Source organism: Nostoc sp. PCC 7107 (genome assembly GCF_000316625.1).
GTDB lineage: Bacteria > Cyanobacteriota > Cyanobacteriia > Cyanobacteriales > Nostocaceae > Nostoc_B.
This window is the reverse complement of the sequence record NC_019676.1, coordinates 2,510,098-2,529,072: the sequence shown is the minus strand read 5'-3', so window position 1 is coordinate 2,529,072 and position 18,975 is coordinate 2,510,098. Positions and strand designations below refer to the sequence as shown.

Annotated in this window: 11 protein-coding genes and 1 tRNA gene; 3 read left to right on the top strand and 9 right to left on the bottom strand. The window is 38.7% G+C overall.

The features are described 5' to 3' along the window. The first annotated feature begins 15 nt into the window (after positions 1-15). Complete coding sequence (locus tag NOS7107_RS10795; RefSeq protein WP_015113005.1) at positions 16-1,281, top strand: hypothetical protein; 1,266 nt, start codon at positions 16-18, stop codon at positions 1,279-1,281. A 3-nt stretch (positions 1,282-1,284) separates the two neighbouring features. Here the strand turns inward: NOS7107_RS10795 and NOS7107_RS10790 are convergent, their stop codons facing one another. After that, entirely contained in the window at positions 1,285-1,854 is a 570-nt protein-coding gene (locus NOS7107_RS10790; protein ID WP_015113004.1) for a hypothetical protein, read from the bottom strand. 191 nt (positions 1,855-2,045) lie between these two features. Continuing rightward, positions 2,046-2,432, bottom strand: coding sequence for a hypothetical protein (locus NOS7107_RS10785; RefSeq protein WP_015113003.1), 387 nt, complete (start codon positions 2,430-2,432; stop codon positions 2,046-2,048). Between the two features lie 332 nt (positions 2,433-2,764). Between NOS7107_RS10785 and NOS7107_RS10780 the strand changes: the two genes are divergently transcribed. Together NOS7107_RS10780 and NOS7107_RS10775 are read left to right on the top strand one after the other, a co-directional pair. Further along, complete coding sequence (locus NOS7107_RS10780; RefSeq protein WP_015113002.1) at positions 2,765-3,493, top strand: HAD family phosphatase; 729 nt, start codon at positions 2,765-2,767, stop codon at positions 3,491-3,493. Between the two features lie 70 nt (positions 3,494-3,563). Then, positions 3,564-3,636: transfer RNA gene (locus tag NOS7107_RS10775), tRNA-Ala, on the top strand. Between the two features lie 153 nt (positions 3,637-3,789). On the opposite strand, the gene NOS7107_RS10770 is transcribed toward NOS7107_RS10775, so the two are convergent. The 7 genes from NOS7107_RS10770 to NOS7107_RS10740 all read right to left on the bottom strand — a co-directional run bounded on the left by NOS7107_RS10770 (position 3,790) and on the right by NOS7107_RS10740 (position 17,669). Then, entirely contained in the window at positions 3,790-4,566 is a 777-nt protein-coding gene (locus NOS7107_RS10770) for a peptidylprolyl isomerase (protein WP_015113001.1), read from the bottom strand. Between the two features lie 272 nt (positions 4,567-4,838). Further along, positions 4,839-6,386, bottom strand: coding sequence for an HlyD family efflux transporter periplasmic adaptor subunit (locus NOS7107_RS10765; RefSeq protein ID WP_015113000.1), 1,548 nt, complete (start codon positions 6,384-6,386; stop codon positions 4,839-4,841). A 59-nt stretch (positions 6,387-6,445) separates the two neighbouring features. Beyond that, positions 6,446-9,481, bottom strand: a complete 3,036-nt coding sequence (locus NOS7107_RS10760) for a peptidase domain-containing ABC transporter (RefSeq protein WP_015112999.1) — start codon at positions 9,479-9,481, stop codon at positions 6,446-6,448. A gap of 95 nt (positions 9,482-9,576) precedes the next feature. Further along, entirely contained in the window at positions 9,577-10,176 is a 600-nt protein-coding gene (locus tag NOS7107_RS10755) for a helix-turn-helix domain-containing protein (protein ID WP_015112998.1), read from the bottom strand. A gap of 1,089 nt (positions 10,177-11,265) precedes the next feature. Then, positions 11,266-12,015 (bottom strand): peptidylprolyl isomerase, encoded by a 750-nt coding sequence (locus tag NOS7107_RS10750; RefSeq protein WP_015112997.1) that lies wholly within the window; start codon positions 12,013-12,015, stop codon positions 11,266-11,268. A 1,081-nt stretch (positions 12,016-13,096) separates the two neighbouring features. Continuing rightward, positions 13,097-13,552 (bottom strand): HetP family heterocyst commitment protein, encoded by a 456-nt coding sequence (locus NOS7107_RS10745; RefSeq protein WP_044499897.1) that lies wholly within the window; start codon positions 13,550-13,552, stop codon positions 13,097-13,099. Between the two features lie 1,057 nt (positions 13,553-14,609). Continuing rightward, positions 14,610-17,669 carry a cysteine peptidase family C39 domain-containing protein gene (locus NOS7107_RS10740; protein ID WP_015112995.1) on the bottom strand — a complete coding sequence of 1,020 codons (3,060 nt, stop codon included), beginning with the start codon at positions 17,667-17,669 and terminating at the stop codon, positions 14,610-14,612. Between the last annotated feature and the right edge of the window lie 1,306 nt (positions 17,670-18,975).

Sequence of the window (18,975 nt, the reverse complement as noted above, 5' to 3'; positions counted from 1 at the left end):
CTTTTGCCATAACTCATGACTCCAGTAGATATTCTCATTCTCTCCAATGGCCCTGGAGAAATCACAACTTGGGTGCGTCCAGTTGTCCAAGCATTACGCGAAAGACTGGGAGATGACCGTTCTTTAGTCAGAATTTCTGTAGTATTATCACCTTGCCCAAATGCTAGTGGTAAAGAAGCGGCGATCGCTCTTTCTTACCCAGAAGTTGATAGAGTTCAGGAATCAGAACATTTTTGGCAATTTTTACTTTGGGGAAAAACCTCTGAAAATTGGGATTGGAGAAATAATGGCGTTGTAGTTTTCCTGGGTGGCGATCAAATTTTCCCAGTAATCATTGGCAAAAAACTCGGATATCGCACCGTGGTTTACGCCGAATGGGAAGCCCGCTGGCATAACTTAATCAATCGCTTTGCTGTAATGAAACCAAAAGTCGCTGAAAAAGTTTCCCAAAAATACGCTCATAAATTTACAGTTGTCGGCGACTTAATGCTAGAAGCCCAAAACTCAGCACTCCCCACTCAGCACGGGCTGAACGCCCCGCTACTGCTAACCGCACTTATAGGCATTCTCCCCGGTTCAAAAGCGGCAAAACTCACCCAAGGAATCCCCTTAACTTTAGCTATTGCTGAATACATCCACTCCAAACAACCGCAAATCAAGTTTGTCATTCCCGTAGCGCCAACTTTGGATTTACCAACCTTAGTCAGCTTTGCTGACCCGCAGAAAAACCCTTTTACCCAAACTTTTAAATTCTCTGGTGCTTCTTTAGTGATGCCAGAACAAAATCATGAGTACCCGTTACTGAAAACAGAGCAAGGATTAAACATCGAACTACATCAAGAAAATCCTGCATATAGTATCTTATCGCAATGTAGTATCTGCTTAACGACAGTCGGCGCAAACACAGCCGAACTTGGATCTTTAGGCGTACCGATGATTGTGTTACTACCAACTCAACAGCTTGATGCTATGCGTTCTTGGGATGGTCTACCAGGATTATTCGCAAATTTGCCAGGAGTGGGGACAACATTTGCCAAATTAATTAACTGGCTATTTCTGCGACGCAAGGGTTTATTAGCATGGCCAAATATCTGGGCGCAATCAGAAATAGTCCCAGAACTTGTAGGTCAATTGCAACCGCAAGAAATTGGTGAAATGGTATTAGACTTGTTAGCGCACCCAGAAAAATTAGAAGAAATGCGTACTAATCTTAGACGCGTTCGTGGTGAAAGCGGTGCAGCGCAAAAAATAGCGCAGATTGTTTGTGAGGAAATTAGGTAAAAATTAAAGACCAACAGATTCTAAATCATCTGGTAAAGTTGGGTCACTAAGGGCATTACGGAAATACTCTCCAGTTAGTCCAACTGCCGAAAAAATCGGTGTACCAGCCTGGAGGTCAAAAATATACGCAGTGTACTTTGTTAAACGACGAGGATGTGAAGGAGAGATAGAACCACTAAGGTCAAAGTTTCCTTTAACTACTACTAACATCATTGGTGGCTCTTCACCGCTAAAGTCAAACTCCCCGAAACCAGTAGCAGGAATTTCAGCAGCTTTGATTGGACGGTCAAAAATTGCTTCAGGAGTGCCGCTTATAATCTTGTATTGACAAGAATGAGCAAGGGTATAGTTAACGGCAGCTTGTCTAATCTCCTGCTCTGAAGCTGAAATTAGTGGACGTTTTTGAAATATATTCAAACGATTATTTTCTTCAGGAAAGAATTTTTTGAGTATTTCTGGAGGAATGTTACTACGTTGATTTTGAATTAAACAACGATCTGATAAAGCAGTTACAGATGGTATGGCACAAAAACTCACTAACAATAATGTCAAGCTCAATAAAGCTTTTTTCATAATTTTCTTTTTAAGAAATTGCTTTCCTCAATATTGTAATAAACTAACCTAATTTTTGGCATTAACCAGGTCTTAATGCACATACATAATTCTTACTCAGCCGAAAAGCTCAAAAAGAAATTCGGCGTATAAATGAGGGATGAATTAAGCTTTTTAGCAACGCCAGAAATTCTTTTCTCTCTGAATCTTCCTTAATCTGAAGATTGACCATCTCGTCGCCCCAGTTCATAAATGCCAGAACCAATACAGGCAAGTATCCCCATACTAACTGCCCAACTGCGACCTAAACTGATTTCTACGCCCCAGTTCAATAAAGTACCTATCGCTAAAAATGGTAGGATGCTAAATAATGAGGCATAAAAAGCGTTTTGGGATTCTCTGGCTTTGCGAGTCTTCTCAAATTCAGTCTGGCTAATATAAAGCGATCGCTCGGCAAAGTTAAACCAACGGTTTAATTGCTCAATTACCCATTCACTACACGGGAAAAAACCTAAGTACAGCGCTAAAGACCACAGACTAGCGCCAGCGATCGCAACAGTATCTACTTCAAAAGAGAAAGGCAATATATCAGTCAGCATAGCTTGGGTGCGTCCTGCAAATGGTCATCTTGGCCTTTTTTCAAGCTTGATTGACCTATTCAGCAATTTTAAGCATAAATGCTTGCACAATTTCAACTATCTAGAGCAAAAAGTCACCAGGAGGCAGGGGGCAGAGAGCAGCGCGTTGCGGGAGTTCCCCCCGTTGTAGCGACTGCGGAGAGGCCGGAGAAAAAGTTTTACTATTCCTGGCTTTCAAGCTTTCAAATTGTCCTAACATTCTGACTACCGCTATATAGTGAGGGATCAATAGACAGCACAATAGATAATAATGATTTGGAGGGTTTCGGATCTCCAGTTTTTGGCATAACAGCATGAGTGTAAAGGCAATACTGTTTGATTTTAATGGTGTCATCATTAACGATGAGCATATCCACCTGCAACTAATAGATGAGATTCTCATTCAAGAAAATCTCCAACCCCAAAAACTGCAAGAACGTCAGACTTGTTTGGGAAGGAGCGATCGCGCTTGTTTTCAAGAACTGCTGGCAAATCGCGGTAGAGTTTTAACAGAAGAGTCTCTCAATCAACTACTTAGCCGCAAAGCTGAAGCATACTTGCTAGAATTGGAAAAATTAGAAAAACTGCCCATATATGCAGGTGTAGAAGATTTAATATATCAGGTGCGTTCGCAAAATATCAATTTAGGCTTAGTCAGTGGCGCACTCAGCAAAGAAATAGAATTTGTACTCCAACGCACCAAACTAACAGAATATTTTAAAGTGATTGTCGCAGGTGACGATATCACCACAAGTAAACCCCACCCAGAGGGTTATCTTTTAGCAGTTGAACGCTTTAACCAAAAATATCCCGAATTAAATCTGCAACCGCAAGAATGTTTAGCAATTGAAGATACCTTCGCAGGTATCCAAGCAGCCAAACAATCACAGATGAAGGTTGTCGGTGTAGCGAATACCTACCCTTTCCACATGCTTCAGCGCTGTTGTAACTGGACTGTAGACTATCTGAGTGACTTAGAACTCGAACGAGTCCAAAATGTGTTTTCTGGCAAAGAACCGCAGCCAAGCGTAAGTGAGTGTTAAAATCTCATATAGTGGTAGAGCGTTGATTGAATGTGATATCTTCTTAACTCAGCACTCAATACTATTCTAGGGGGAATTAGCTCAGTTGGTAGAGCGCTGCGATCGCACCGCAGAGGTCAGGGATTCGAGTTCCCTATTCTCCATTTGGTTATGTTGTTAGTTTCTCAATGAGTTATTCTCTTTAACGCGGAAGCCGCAAGTTGATAATGCCGTATATCTCACTCAATTAGTATTCAGAATCTGGCGAATAAATTGTCATATTCCTGCAATATGCTGGCAAACTCCAAAAGTGTTAATTAAGCAGGTTTGGGTAAATTTTGTGATGATAAAGAATTATTGGGTAGTTTTGTCACAATTTCTAAATTGGCAATTTGTTGTTGTAACCAATTATTAAAAAAGTCTCCCATAATTTGCAGATGTAATTGCTCGTTTAATTCTGGTTTAATGATTTCCTCAACCGCAATTATATGTACTCCTTTAGGTGTGACAATTGGTTTAAGAATTTGCGGTGGAGTAGCAGCAAAAACGGCTGCGGCAATCTCTGGTCTAAAGTCGGCACGGTGGCGGATTCCTTGATAGCCACCAGCGCGACGAATTTCGGGATTTTCGATGTATTGACGGGCAATTTCTTGAAAACTAATTTCGCCTTCTTGCAAAGCATAAAATAGCTCTAAAGCCAAGTCTTCATCATCTAAGATAACTTCATAAGTAGCGGCTCCATAATATTCAAATTGCCGAGCATAAAAATATGGTTCAACTTTCTCAGCAAATAAATGCTTGGCTAATTTAGTAGATAAGATGTTAGTTTTAGCTATTTCTTCAAAATCATCTAGCGAAAGATGATGTTTTTCTAGCCAGTCCCAAGTGTCTTCTGCTCTCAGGAGTTTGTTAGCAAAACGTAAATTATCTGCGGCTTGTTGTAGTTCTTCTAGTTCGATGATAATGCCGACTTTTTCAACTGTCTCCGCCATAATTTTTTGTGTGGCGATCGCATTCAATATACTAGGCATCTGGCAAGAGAGTTTGATGTAGTAAATAATGTCTTCAATAGCAATATTTAACGGCTTGGACATAATTATTCCCCTCCACTAATTCTGATTAGTGTTTTGTAGTCAGTATCGAAGTGAGCCGCATGTTTATATATGTTGGCTTGAGAGAGTTTTTCTTATCTCTATCTAGTGGAAGTTTCGTTGAATAATTAATATGTTTTGTTAGACATAAAATTTCAGATTGCATCTAAGTATCATGAATAAAATTAAAAGTAAAATCAGGGCAGACTATAAAAGCCTACCCTATGAAAAATCAAGATACATGATTATGTTTCAAAACTAAGCAGAAATAATAATTACAGTTCTAGTCCGCCTTTTTGCAATTTCTTAAATGGATCTAAGATAAAGTCAATGACACGACGCTGACGAATAATTACTTCAGCATTTGCTGTTTGACCAGGTGTTAAGACAATGCTTTTATCACCTGCTTGGATATAATTTTTATCTAAAACAATATCCAATTCATAAGTTTCGATAGTGGCTTTGCCTTCGCTATCAGTTTGGACTTTCGAGCTAGGTGAAATCCAATGGACGCGCCCTTGCACAACTCCATAATCTTGGAAAGGATACGCATCAAATTTAACTTTGACAGGCATACCGACTTTCAAGAAGCCACTTTGTTGACTGGGGATTTGGGCTTTGATAATCAATTCACTATTTTTAGGTGCAATTTGCGCGACGATTTGTCCGGCTTCGACTACTGGGCCTGGTTTTGTCACAGGTAATTCAAAGATTGTGCCATCAATTGGCGATCGCACTACGCGCTGCTGTAATTGCAGTTTGAATGAGGTAATCTGACTCTTGGTTTGGGCGATTTCTGATTGCAGAGTAGTGATTTGATTCTGCATATCTTTGAGTTGTTCTTGACTTTTCAGCAACGCCAGTCTCCCGGCTTGCACTACGCCTTGATAGCTACTTTGCTGTTCTTCTAGGCGGAGTTTAGCTTGCTGAATATCTGCCCAGGCCTGACTCATGATGGATTGATAACGGCTCACTTCCTCCTTTAAACTTAATTTTGATTGTGTGAGTTCGGCGCTTGCTTGTTCTTGCAAGCGTTGACTTTCTTCGGCAGTCTTTTCTAATTCCACTACTTTAACTTGAGCGATCGCACCTTCGTTTAAAAGTTGACGATAGCGGTTAACTTCCGCTAAGTCTCGACTGAAACGACTTCGCGCTAATTTTTGGTCAATGTGTGTGGAATTAATTTTCTGTCTCGCCTGTTCAACAGTGGCGAGTTTTTCTAATCTTTGCAGGTTATAGCTGCTGATTTTGGCATCGAGGTTTTGTTGTGCTTGGTTAACTTGGGCAACTTTTTCTAAGGCTTGAGCTTGGTTTTGTTGTTCTTGAATGTTAATCGCTAACATCAGTTGATTTTTGAGTAATTCCAACTGGGATAGCCGATTGATTGAGCCTTCGAGCTTAGTCTGTGTTTGTTGCAAGTCTGTTTGCAACACATCAGAGTCTAACTGCATTAAAACCTGTCCTGCTTTTACAGTTGCGCCTTCTTGGACATTGACGGCTTTGACTGCACCTGTAACCGGAACGCCCAATTTTTGCGTTGCACCTTTGGGTTCTAAACGCCCTCTGGCGGAGCCTGTTTCGTCTACTTTGGTCAGCATTGTCCAAGGGATAACAATGGCTGCAAAGGCGATGAGCAAATACAGCATTGAACGCGTCCAGAGCTTAGGTAAAGCGTCTAGAAGTTCTTCTGTACCGTAATACCAATCATTGATTTGGGCTACCTGTATTGGGTCATCGACAACTACATCAGAGTTATCAAACTGGCGAAGTTCATCCTGCTGTTGAGTTAGTACGGATGAGGAATTGGGATAAGAGTTTGGCATAGGTAATTCAACAGTTTACTGTTGACTGTTAACTGTTTTTATGCAAATTTCCCAGATGCTCAATTTGTTTGCGCCAGTTGTTGCTGGTTGAGATAAAAATAATGACCTTTTCTGGAAATTAATTCGTCGTGGGTACCGCTTTCGACTAATAACCCCCGATCTAATACCAGAATTAAGTCTGCGTGACGCACTGTGGACAGGCGATGAGCAATGATTAAACTGGTGCGTCCTTTGAGAATGGTTGTCAGGTTATTTTGAATGATGCGTTCAGATTCAGCGTCAAGGTGACTGGTGGCTTCATCTAATAATAATAAACGCGGATTGCCTAATAATGCACGAGCGATCGCTAAACGTTGGCGCTGTCCGCCAGATAACATTCCTCCACCTTCACCAATTTGAGTTTCGTACCCCATTGGTAATTGTTTGATGAAGTCATCGGCTCCTGCTAAACGCGCCGCGTCAATAATCTCTTCTGAGGTGGCTTCAGGGTGAGCAATGCTGATATTTTCGCGGATTGTCCCGCCGAATAAGAAGGTGTCTTGATCAACCACTCCTATTTGAGAACGCAGCGATCGCAAAGATATACTAGTCACATCGTGAGCGTCAATTAAAACTTTGCCATCTGTCGGCAGATATAGCCCCAAAATCAATTTAGATAAGGTAGTTTTGCCTGAACCACTCCGCCCTACTACAGCCACAGTTTGCTGAGGTTTAATTTCAAAACTGAGATTTTCTAAGACATTAATATCACTGTCTGGGCGATAGCGAAAGGTGACATTTTCAAACTTAATATGTCCCTGTAGCCTGGGTAAAATCTGCCGGGGTTGATGTTGTAAGTCTTCTTCTGGTTCTGCTTCTAAAATATCATTAATCCGTTCAGTGGCAATCATCACTTCCTGCACTTGATTCCACAGCACAACCAGCCGCTGGAAGGGGCGAATAATATTACCCAAAAGCATATTAAAAGCTACAAGTTGTCCGATGGTTAGTTGGTTTTGAATGACCAACCAAGCCCCATACCACAGTAATCCTGTACTTACAACTGATTCAATCGTGGCGCTGAAAATTTGTAGTTGATTCCCGACAATTTGACCACTAAATGTTTTTTTAATCAAATTATTCAGCAGTTCTTCCCAATGCCAACGCACTGTTTGTTCAATCGCCATTGAACGAATCGAACGAATACCCGTTAAAGATTGAATTAAATAACTATTTTCGTTGGCGGTGGCATTAAATACCTCACGACTAATGCGCCTTAAAAATGGCGTAGCCACAAGTGCCAACAGCATAAACGGCGGCACAATACATAAGCTGAGTAAAGCCATTGATGGGCTATACCAAAACATCAACCCGACATAAATAAACACCGTTAGCAAATCTAAGATGATTGATAGTGCCTCACCAGTCAGAAAACGCTGAATTTTTTGATTTTCTTGGACACGCGAAACAATATCACCGACGTAACGCGATTCAAAAAATGCCAAAGGTAAACGAAAGGTATGTTTGATAAAACCTACCAATAAAGATAAGCTAATGCGATTGGCTGTGTGATCTAAAAGATATTGCCGTAGTCCATTAATAGCAACGCGAAACAATCCAAAAATCAGCAAGCCTAAACCTACGGCGTTTAAAGTGAGGGTACTACCTTGGACAATTACTCTGTCTAAAAGTAACTGCGTAAATAAAGGTGTAACTAATCCAAATAGTTGAATAAATACCGAAGCAGTAAAAACCTCCAATAGTACTTGCCAGTGAGGTTTCACTAAATCAAAAAACTGCCAAAATTGAATATTTTCTGCTTCAGTTTCTTTGAGTAAGGTTGTAGGTTGTAATAATAAGGCGTAACCAGTCCAACCTGCTTTGAATTCGCCTACAGAGAGATTACGTTGTCCAATCGCCGGATCACCAATAATTATGCGTTTTTTGCTAATTTCATAGACGACAACATAATGTTTACCTTCCCAATGTGCGATCGCAGGTAGAGTTTGCTGTGCTAATTTATCCAAGCTGGCTTTTACTGGACGCGTCGCAAAACCAACACTCTCGGCGGCGGTTGTCAAACCTCGCAAAGAAGCCCCACCACGACTGACATTAGCTAACTCTCGCAGTCGATTGATACTCAAACGCTTACCCCAATAGCGACTTACCATCACCAAGCAAGCTGCACCACAATCTGCGGCGCTTTGTTGTTCAAAAAAAGGATATCGCTTCGTCAAACGTCCCCACAGATGAGTTGCCCTCACCGTCGGGTTAGGAAAGTAAGCTTGACGCGGCTTCTTGCGCTTTGGCGGCACTAGGGACTGAGAAATTCCTTCTCCTCTGCCCCCTGCCCCCTGCCCCCTGCCTTCTTCTTCCCTCCCAACATCAGCTAAATCAGCCAATTGTGGCCAATGCGCCACAGCTGTTTGCCAATCAGTATTATGTAGACTGTAGACAATTGTTGGTTGTGTAGCTTGCCAACTGCCTTCTTGGGGATATATATAAATGTTGCCTGATGTTAAGATGCGCCCGTCGGCGTGGAGCAGTTTGCCACGACGCAATAGCCAGAGTCTCGTATCGTGAAATAATTTAGCTGGGGGTGCGCCACTTTCTAAATTGTGTCGGCGAAATAAAGATAAAGCCTGAAGCATCTGTTCTACAGAACCATTCAGAGTGATGGGCGCACTTTGACAACATAACAACAGCAAATTCCAAAGTTCTGCCTGTTTTTGCAGGCGATCGCTCATACTAGGATATTGCTGTAAAATCTCTTGCAACAGTGCTTGCGGCAAATAGCACAGTTTGAGATTAACAGAAGCCCTCGCCACGTAAGAACAAAACTCTTCTTCAGGGAACAAAGTTGATTCACCAAATGATCCCCCAGTTGTCAGGGTGGTGATTAAGTTATTCACACTATCTAGCAGTCTCACTTTACCTGTGAGAATAATATAAATTCCCGGAATTGCTGTTGTCGCTTGCCAAAATTGTTTAGCTACAGGTGGTTCGACAATTTCTACTCCTGCCAAACATTTTTCTATATCTTGACTTGACAACGCTTCACCCAAAGCTTGGATAATTTGTTGTATTAACTGTTCTTGAGAAAATTCTAATGGCATATTTTCACCTTCATCTATTGGGAATTCGATAATCAAAAAAATTCGGGGCTAGGAGCGATTGATTATTAAAACTTCTGCCTCCTGCCCTCTGCCTCCTATTGATTTGTCTGCATTAAATTAAACGACCAAGGGAAAGTCGGTTCGCTGTGAGTTTTTAAGTCACCAATTGTAATATTGTTATCTTTTGTCTCTTCTGTTGCTTCTTGTTTGGAACTTTTAGGTTTAGTCGAAAGTCCCATTTGTTTGAGTAAGCGATTAACATGGCGATCGCTAATCGAAATACCCAATTCATTTGCTAAATGTTTGCTTAACCATTGGGCTGTCCAGTGAGTAAACGCATAGCCATAATCACGCGGACTGTGACTTACCAATTCTTTCAATCTGTCGATATATTGAGCATTGACAATTTTTGGTCTACCTATTGGGCGCTCATTCCATTTATGTGCAAAACCCGCTTCTGCAATGCCAATCCAGTAGCGCGCCATTTCTTGAGAACAACCAACAATCTCACAAATTTGAGTTTGAGATTTACCCATATCTGCCAGCAACATAATTTCAATTCGCCGGAGATATTCTGGCTGTAAATTGCTTTGCAAGTTTTTCAACAAAGCTTTTCTTTGAAAAGGTGTGAGAAATTTGCTATCTTGCGGATCGTAATTTTCCAAACCTTGATATTGGCTAGAATAGTTTGACATAATTACTACCAGTTATTGTTGACAGTCAAGTGTTAATTAGCAAGTCAGAATTCTTAAATAATGCAGAGATTATTTCACTAGTTAACCCTTGTTAATTTTGAATTCTGACTTCTGATTTCTGGAGTCTGATAAATTTGTCAGACGCTGAATGTTTACCCCCTAATTTTTATAAAGAATCGGGGGGAATTTTCATATTCCATCTGTTTTGGCAGTCTAAAATTCGGTGTTAATAGTTAGTCCTAGAATCATAAAATTACAAGTATTTCTAGCACCAACTATTCTACGCAAAGAGAAAAATTGTGTTAAAAACTGCGCTCCAAAGCGTGAGCGCAGATAATTGAGCAGTAGTAGTATGTAAATCTGACAAAATATTTAGCCAGCATAGCTGTTGTTTACCTCAATGAACAGCAGTTTCTGGTAAACACCTCAAAACAATAAACTATGAACTAGTAACACTGAATAATTGGGCAGACTTTCCTATAGTTTGGTGTAACGCTGGTATTAGTTTCACAAAATTACCTGATGAGTATAGGAAAGTTATCTAGAAGAGACGTTTTACTGAAAAGCGGTAGTTCCTCACTTTGTTAAGTTAGCGTAACTGTTATTCTTTTAAGAATTTTTCTAAATATAGTCAATAGATTTTATGAAAAAAAAGATGAACTTCACATAAAGTATATATTATCTTTACCATATTTTTATAATTAAGTTTTTTAAAAATAAAATAATTAATTTTGGCGGACAAAATAGAAATTCAAAAATTAGTTTTTTTAATATATTTACCCAATAATTATCTATCTATAGGATGAAAATATCTAATTATAAATATGCGTTTCAGACTTTATTCTATGTATCTTCATAACAGAAAAATACACATAAATCAGTGTTAAAATAAATAGAGAGAAATTTTATCTAATCACTCAGGAAAAATAAAATTCCTTGATAGTGTGTTAAGCGCTTATTTCGAGATAGTCGTTCAAAAAAATCTAATCTCAGTATCTAACACACTTTTTGATATGGCGGTGCGTTAGGTTAAAGCCTTGACACGTCACTACTCAATATTTATTTAATTCAGAATTCTCTGTAAGTATTCTATGAGTCACTCAGTAATTCTGAATTTAGCAAACACTGTATTTCAGTACTTAACCAATGCTGAAACATTTTATGGATAATTTCTTGATATCTTTCTTTTGTTAATTCAGCAGGGATAAATTCTTCAACTAAAAAAAGATGATAACCTTGCTCTGTTTTGTAAGGTACTGTAACCTTTTGCGGTGATGATCTAAATACAACGGTGGCTATATCTGGTTGAATTGCACAACGATAAACTATACCTTCATATCCACATTTACGCCGACGATGAATATCAATATCATAAATTCTAGCTGCATGATAAAAGCTGATTTCACCATCTTCTATTTGAAAGTATAACTCTTGTGCTAAAGTTGCTGAGTCAATGATGATTTGATACAAAATAACTTGATCAAATTCTGAGCGATTCTGAGTAAAAAAATTCTCTACTTCATCGGCAAATAATACTTGTGATAGTTTGTGAGATAATAGGCGATCGCAAATTCCCATTTCCCAATCAGAGGGTGTAATTAATTGATCTGCTAACCATTCTAGTGTATCGGCGGCTCTTTCCAAATGTCTTTCCCGGCGCTGATTTTCCGCTTCCGCTTCAATTTCTTCCTGGGTGATGGTAATACCTCTAATCTCAGCGGTTTGCAAAATGACTTTGTGAGCTAAAATTTTTTGATATACTTCCTTTAACTTCAAGTCTTTTTTGAGAAATTTAACAACTTCCTCCGATTCAATCAAAACTTTGGCAAACTCACTCATGGGTATTGATACTTTTTAGTTTTTTACAGATAAACCAGCTTAAAGTAAAGAAAAAGGGTTATTTTTCGCAAAAGGCAATAAAAATTATTCTATTCCCCATTCCCCATTTATTTATAAATAAAAAACTGGAAGCTATTTAAGTTTTTAGCTTCCAGCGGTTGCTGTATCCATTCGATGTTATTACAGCAGAGATCATCCTGTTTGGTAGAACGAGGATTAAGAGCATTAAAACAAAAGCGTAGTAGCTATATGCTCTATCAGCAACAAAAACCGTTAACTGTTAGTTTGTCTATTTTCCTTACTACAGAAGTATGGAAGACTCTATCAAGTTTCTCCCACCATTGAGAAACTAACTAGAGGGTATGTAAAGTTGAAATAGGGGGAATCCACCTCTCTAACTTTTTTACTCAGGCTTCCTGGAAAACAGAACTACCAATAGCAACAGTTAGATTGTCTATCTTGGTTTAAGAGTTATGTACTCTTTGGGATACTGACTGCTTCAGCAAAAACAATCAGTTAAATGTATTTCATAGTCAGATATTCAATGATTTTATCATTGTTGATGAGTATGTTGGTTAATCACCTCTATGTATAATTTAAAGGATATTGATCGTTCAAATTTGCCATTTTGGCACATTTTGAAATTAAATTTTTTCTCTACCTTGACTCTTTATAGCAGTTCTCAATTTTAAGCTCTACACCTGATAATGCCAGAGATACAAGCACAAAAACCACCTTGAGAGATTTCCTAAAAGGTAGATAATTCGATTGGCATCAAGATAGTTAATGTGATATTTTTACATCAATTGGAATAATTAATAACATCAAGCTATTAGCTGCGTGTAAAATTAGAATTGCATTTTATCTGGTTTAACGAGTGACTGATAACCTATCATATCTGAGAGTTGCGATCGCATGATAGGCTACAGAACTCATATTAGATTTTTGAAAACACATAGATACCTGCATATCTTTCAAGTGGGCATTCACTAAAATATTCTAGGTAGATTGAGACTTTTACTGAAAATGCCCACCCTACTCGTTCAATCCTGTAGAAATATCTATTAATGCAATAGACAATTTAATTAGTTTCACAAATATTTAAGGAAAAATCTTGAGTGTTGTCGCTGTTTGGTTCATATTTCAGGGTTTGATATTCGGAAATTTCTTGTGTTAAGCATTGCTCCATATTCCCACCACGAATTTCTGCTTTTTGCTTACCAACTACCTCAAGATAATTTAAGTCTTTAATTTTACCTAAACAGCTAGTCGCTACAGACTTATCCGTAGATGATGACTTAATTGTTATGGTCTCACGCTCTTGTTGCTGCACTCTACTTGTTGAAGAATTTTCTTTGAGCAATCTGTTATAAGTGCGATAAGGAATGTAATGCAATGGATTATAACCAGCGACACGTAGCATTAACACACATGCCCAAGAATACTTACCTGCCAGAATTGCCTCAACAATTTGGTCAAATTGTTGAGGGTTGATACCTTTATTAAAGTTACTGATGCTAGTCATGTTGTGATTCATAGTGTTAATTTTACTAGAAAATTAGGTGTTACAAGTCGTCAATGCTGAATTAATAGCTGTTGTAGTTGCAAACTTTCACAACTACTCTCTAAATTTATTTTTAGTTTTAGCGATAAACCTGTGGGGAATGACTAAATATTGCTGTAAGAGCCGTATCATTCCTGGTATGGAGCTTAGAACTGCATGTGTTCTGATGATGATGTCCATGAGCTTGACCTTTGAGTAGAAAGTTGACGGTATTTAATCCAGTAATTAGTTACTTTTCAACCTTTCATAATGTCATTTCAATGACTATAAAAATCTGGTTTGGCTCGTGGTAGATGCAGTTTTATCCTCTGTTCATGTTCTAAATACTTAGTTTAATCAACTGCCCTGATAATTTTATCGTATAATCTTTTGCCTTAATTTTCATGGCAAAAGTTAGGAGAAAAGCTATTATTCTCACTGAGAACATCAAAGTCATTGAGCAAAAGAAACAATAGCTACTTTAGTATTTATACTACGTTTTTTTCTAAATGTCATCTTCTCAATTAAAACTTTAACAGTTGAATTTACTGAATTTTCTTGATGTCTCTATTTGAATTCTACAACTTTTGGTATTGTCACGGATTCGCTGTTTGCTGAGGGGTTTGACCCCTCATTCATTGTTCATTTGAAACTTTTATTTGGTGTAAATTCATATAGAAATTTACCATTAACTTGTCCAATAAACAATCACTAAATTTAGTAATTTCAATAGCATTAATAAAAACAAAGTAATTTTATGTAATTTGCGCTGTTAAAAATATTTAAAAAAAATCTAAATTTCATCCGGATAAATACAAATTTAATATCGTGTCGATTTTTAATGTTAGATGTAACGAGGTATAACGGATAATCCATACAGACGATAAATCAATCCAGTTCAGATAAGCTGATTTTTCTGGTTCTGTTCCTTGTTATTTTGCCTTTACAGAGGATGGGATATCAGTTAATACATAGAAACCCGACTTCTCAAAGAAGTCGGGTTTCTGAGTCTACTAACTTGGGTATAGGTAGAAAAGTAAGATGAGCAAAATTACAGTTGTAATTGCAGTTTAGCTAGAGAGTAGTAAAGACCCTTTGTTTCCATAAGTTTTTTATGTGTGCCTTGTTCAACCAAAATACCTTGGTCAAGCACGAGGATGTGGTCGGTATGGCGCACACTTGAAAGACGATGGGAGATGATAAAAGTGGTGTGATATTGATTTAATCGAGCTAATTTTTGGTACAGACAACGCTCAGATTCAGGGTCTAGAGCGCTTGTGGCTTCGTCTAAAATTAAAATTTTCGGGTGGGTAATCAATGCACGAGCGATCGCAATTTTTTGTCTTTGACCACCAGAAAGCCGCAAACCCCTCTCTCCCACAGGGGTATTATATCCTAAAGGCAGTTCACGGATAAAACTGTGGGCTTCGGCTAATTTAGCGGCGGCGATCGCCTGTTCATGGTTAAAATCTTGATTGTAAAGGGTGATATTTTCTAAAATCGTTCCCGAAAACAGAAAATTATCCTGGGCGATAAATCCTATCTGACTGCGTAACGATGACGGAGATACCGCTGCAATATCTACTCCATCAATTAAAATTTTCCCACTTTCGGGACGATATAAACCAGCCAACAAATTGACTAAAGTACTTTTACCACAACCACTCTGACCAATAATCCCGATAGTTTGTCGTGGTCTCACCCGAAAAGAGACATTTTGCAAAACATGATGCTGATCATGAGGATGATAGCGGAAAAATACATTCTCAAACCGCACTTCACCGCGAATTGTCGGCATTACCTGTAAATTTTCTTCTGGCTGAGAGTCTAATACATGATTAACTTGCTCTGCCGCCATGAGTACTGCGGGTAATTCATCCCATAAACCCACCAAGGCCAACACAGGATTTGTCACATTACTAATTAGCATATTGAATGCGACAAATTTACCCAGTGACATATCCCCAGTAACCACCAGTTGCAACCCACACCACAACACAACTGTTGTTGCAACGTGACTAATTAAATTCCGCAGCATTTGTAAGACATTGGTTAACTTCTGTCCCCGTAACTGCACTTTGAGCATTTTCAGCAAACCCTCTTGCCAATATGTCTGCACTGCACGTTCAGCGGCGGCGGTTTTGACTGTGACAATTCCAGTTATAATTTCCGCTGTGGCAGAATTTTGGCTGGCTGATGTTTGCGAAATTTCCCGCGATATTTGTTTAAGGAAAGAATTTGCCACCAAAGTCAAAAGTACAACAGGGACAATTCCACACATCACCAACAAAGTCAGTCGCAGGTGGAAATAAACCATCACACCTAGATAGACAATGATCATCAAAGCATCTACTATGCCGATGATGGCGCGACGGGTGAGGAATTGTTGAATTTTGCGGTTTTCTTGCACAAGGCTGAGAATATCTTCAACGCGGCGGGAAGTAAAAAACTGCAATGGTAGCTGCAAAATATGTTTAACGAAACCACCAATTAAATTAATATCGATGCGATTGGCAAAATAGTCGAGGAGATATTGTCGCTGTGTTGTTAAAACAATGCGCCACACACCCAAGCACAAAAAGCCAAGTGCAAAAGCATTCAATGTGGAAAAATTTTTCAGCAATAATATTTGGTCGAGGATAGCCTGAGTAAGTAAGGGAGTCGCTAACCCAAATATTTGGATAACTATGGAGACGAGAATAATATGTTGAATTAGTTGTTGGTAAGGCTGTAATGTCTGCCAGTAATGACTCAAAGAAAGCTTTTCGCTGTTGAGGGCGTGAAAATCTGCTGTAGGGTTTAATAAAAGAGCATATCCTGTCCAACTAGCTGCAAAATCGGAACGCGACAGCCATTTTTGTCCCATCGCCGGATCAGCAATTAAAATGCGATCGCCTTTGACTTGCCAAACTACTATATAATGGTTGCCTTGCCAATGAGCAATCCAAGGAATTCCCTGTGATTCTAACTTAGTCAAACTCGCCCGCACTTGTAGCGCTTCGTATTCTAAGGCTTGGGCTGCACTGGCTAAACCCGCCAAAGAAGCACCTGTACGGTCTACTGCTGCTAAGTTACGTAAAGTATTGAGACTGAAGCGTTTACCCCAATACTCGCTAATCATAGCTAAACAAGCCGCACCACAATCTGATGAACTTTGTTGAGGAATGAAGGGATATTTTCTCCGTGACTTAGCTTTTGGCTGAGGCGGAAAATCAATCTCTGATACTGAAGAAATCTCTAGTTGGGAGTATTCTGGTTTGGGAAGGGGAATTTGGGTGATTTCTGAATGAACAACAGTTAGTTCCTGCTGTGTATCTTGAGTGGTAAATAGTTGCGGTATAAATGCTTGGGCTGATTCCCACTGTTCAATGGGTAGGTGATAAACCAATAAATCTGTTTCTGCAATTGCATCTGGAGATATGACATCAGGATAACCCCAGCTATCGCCTAATAATAATGAGGTTGTTGTTCCACCTGCTAACCAAAAACGCCCCGCTGTTGCTGGTGTGGCTGTTGTTAAAGATGAACCAGCAGAAATTTTTGTAGTAATTATATAAGATAAGAATTGGCTTAAAGTTGCACTGTTGAGCGATCGCAATTCGCTATAACTTTTAAAAAAAATTAGTGCTTGGCGCTCCAATGCTAATTTTTGCCAGTGCTGCGCTAAATTTGGTAAGCGTTGCAACCAAACTTGTAAATCCGCAATTGTGATTTGCGCCACAAAACCCGGACTAGCACCAATCGCCCGGTATGATAAAGGGCGATCGCAAAATAAATCATCTGCGCCAAATGTCTGTTCTGCTAATAACAACTGCGTAGAAACTTCCCGCCCAACAACTGCATCAGAACTTAGCAACCGCACTCGTCCTTGACAAACTAAGTAAAAAAAATTGCTTTTATCTTCAGTAGCGCTACCATCAGTATAGTTTGTTAAATTATCACCGATTTGAAACTTATTAATTGTCCAAGACTGACTAAATTCTGATGCTAAATTTGTATCCCCTGCAACTATGTTCAACAGTTTAAGAATGCTTGTATCTAGAGTAATCAATTGTTGTTGGGCGCTAGAGTTTAATTCTTCTTGAACTCTGAACAAAGAAGAAGGGTTCATGGTTTAATTTCTGTTCTCAGTGTAAGTTTTTGATGCTATACAATCTTTGTTTTATTTAATTAAATATAAGCAGTTAGTTTATCTTGAACACATAAGATTCATAGTTGGCTTTGGAAAAAAATCAGTAATACTTACAAAGCTGTTTCTTGTTCCCTATCCCTTGTTACCCCTGTCCTGTTACCTCCCTATAAAGATAATTTCCGACATCACATCAGATTACAAAAGTACTATTTTTATTTGCCTGAGCAACTTGTGAGCGAGTATTTAATTTTTCTTTTTCGTTACTTACATTTTCTGTTAATTTATCCAGTACCCGGAAAATAAAGCCATATCTTACACATATAGCAAAGTGCTGAGTCTCCGACTTTTGCTCAACGAGGGAAACCACCACACACAACTTCTCGCTGAGTGCTGAGAATAAACCTATTATTTACACTGTCTTAAGCAATCAACACTGTCCTAACCTCAGCGACTACGGCTATATCATGTAGCTAAAACTACAATATTTTCGGTGATGCCTAACGACAAAGGAACTTTGAGAAACTAAATTATTCCAGTTTATGCAGATGATATTTTTCTTCACACCTTGCACCTTGCACCTAGCCTCTGTCGCCTAAAATACCTGAACTGATCAGATGCGATCGCATCATTAATCATGAATCTGGCTAAAATCTAGTGTATTTACTTAATACGGTTATTATGATGTTAATATCTTGTAGATTAATTTAGAGGACTGACTCAAAAAAATCAATAGTTTACATAGACAAGCTGATAAAAAACGCCAAAAATAACATAAGCATTGGAATTGCAGTAGAATGTCAGTGAACCAACCTAAAATAACAAGTTTGGGGCTGAATACAGCCTGAAATAGCTTAAAAGTCAGCATTTACTGTGTTTTAGGCATTTTAATTTGACTAAAGTACTAGTTTGTTCTGAACTTCAGCTTTTTAGCTTATTCTGCAACAAATTTAATTTGCAGGCATATCAATCCGTTAATGAATTGTAAATAGGCTCATTAATTTTTAATAATTTTTACTGGCAAATTAAGTAAAAAAACGGAGCAAAAAATTCATTTTTTATACAATGCTTTTGTTGGTGGTTTCGACTTCTGTTAAAACTCAAAATTCGGGATGTTTTACGCTGTTTAAATTCTTCGAGTAGTTGGATTATCAGACTCTACAAATAACCTCTGGCAAAATTCATAATTTGTGTACTGCTGCACAGTAGTTGCTGCAAATCAACGCATTGTCTGAAGCTAACAATTATTGATGCAAGAAGTTTCAAGTAGATTTTGTATCCACAAACA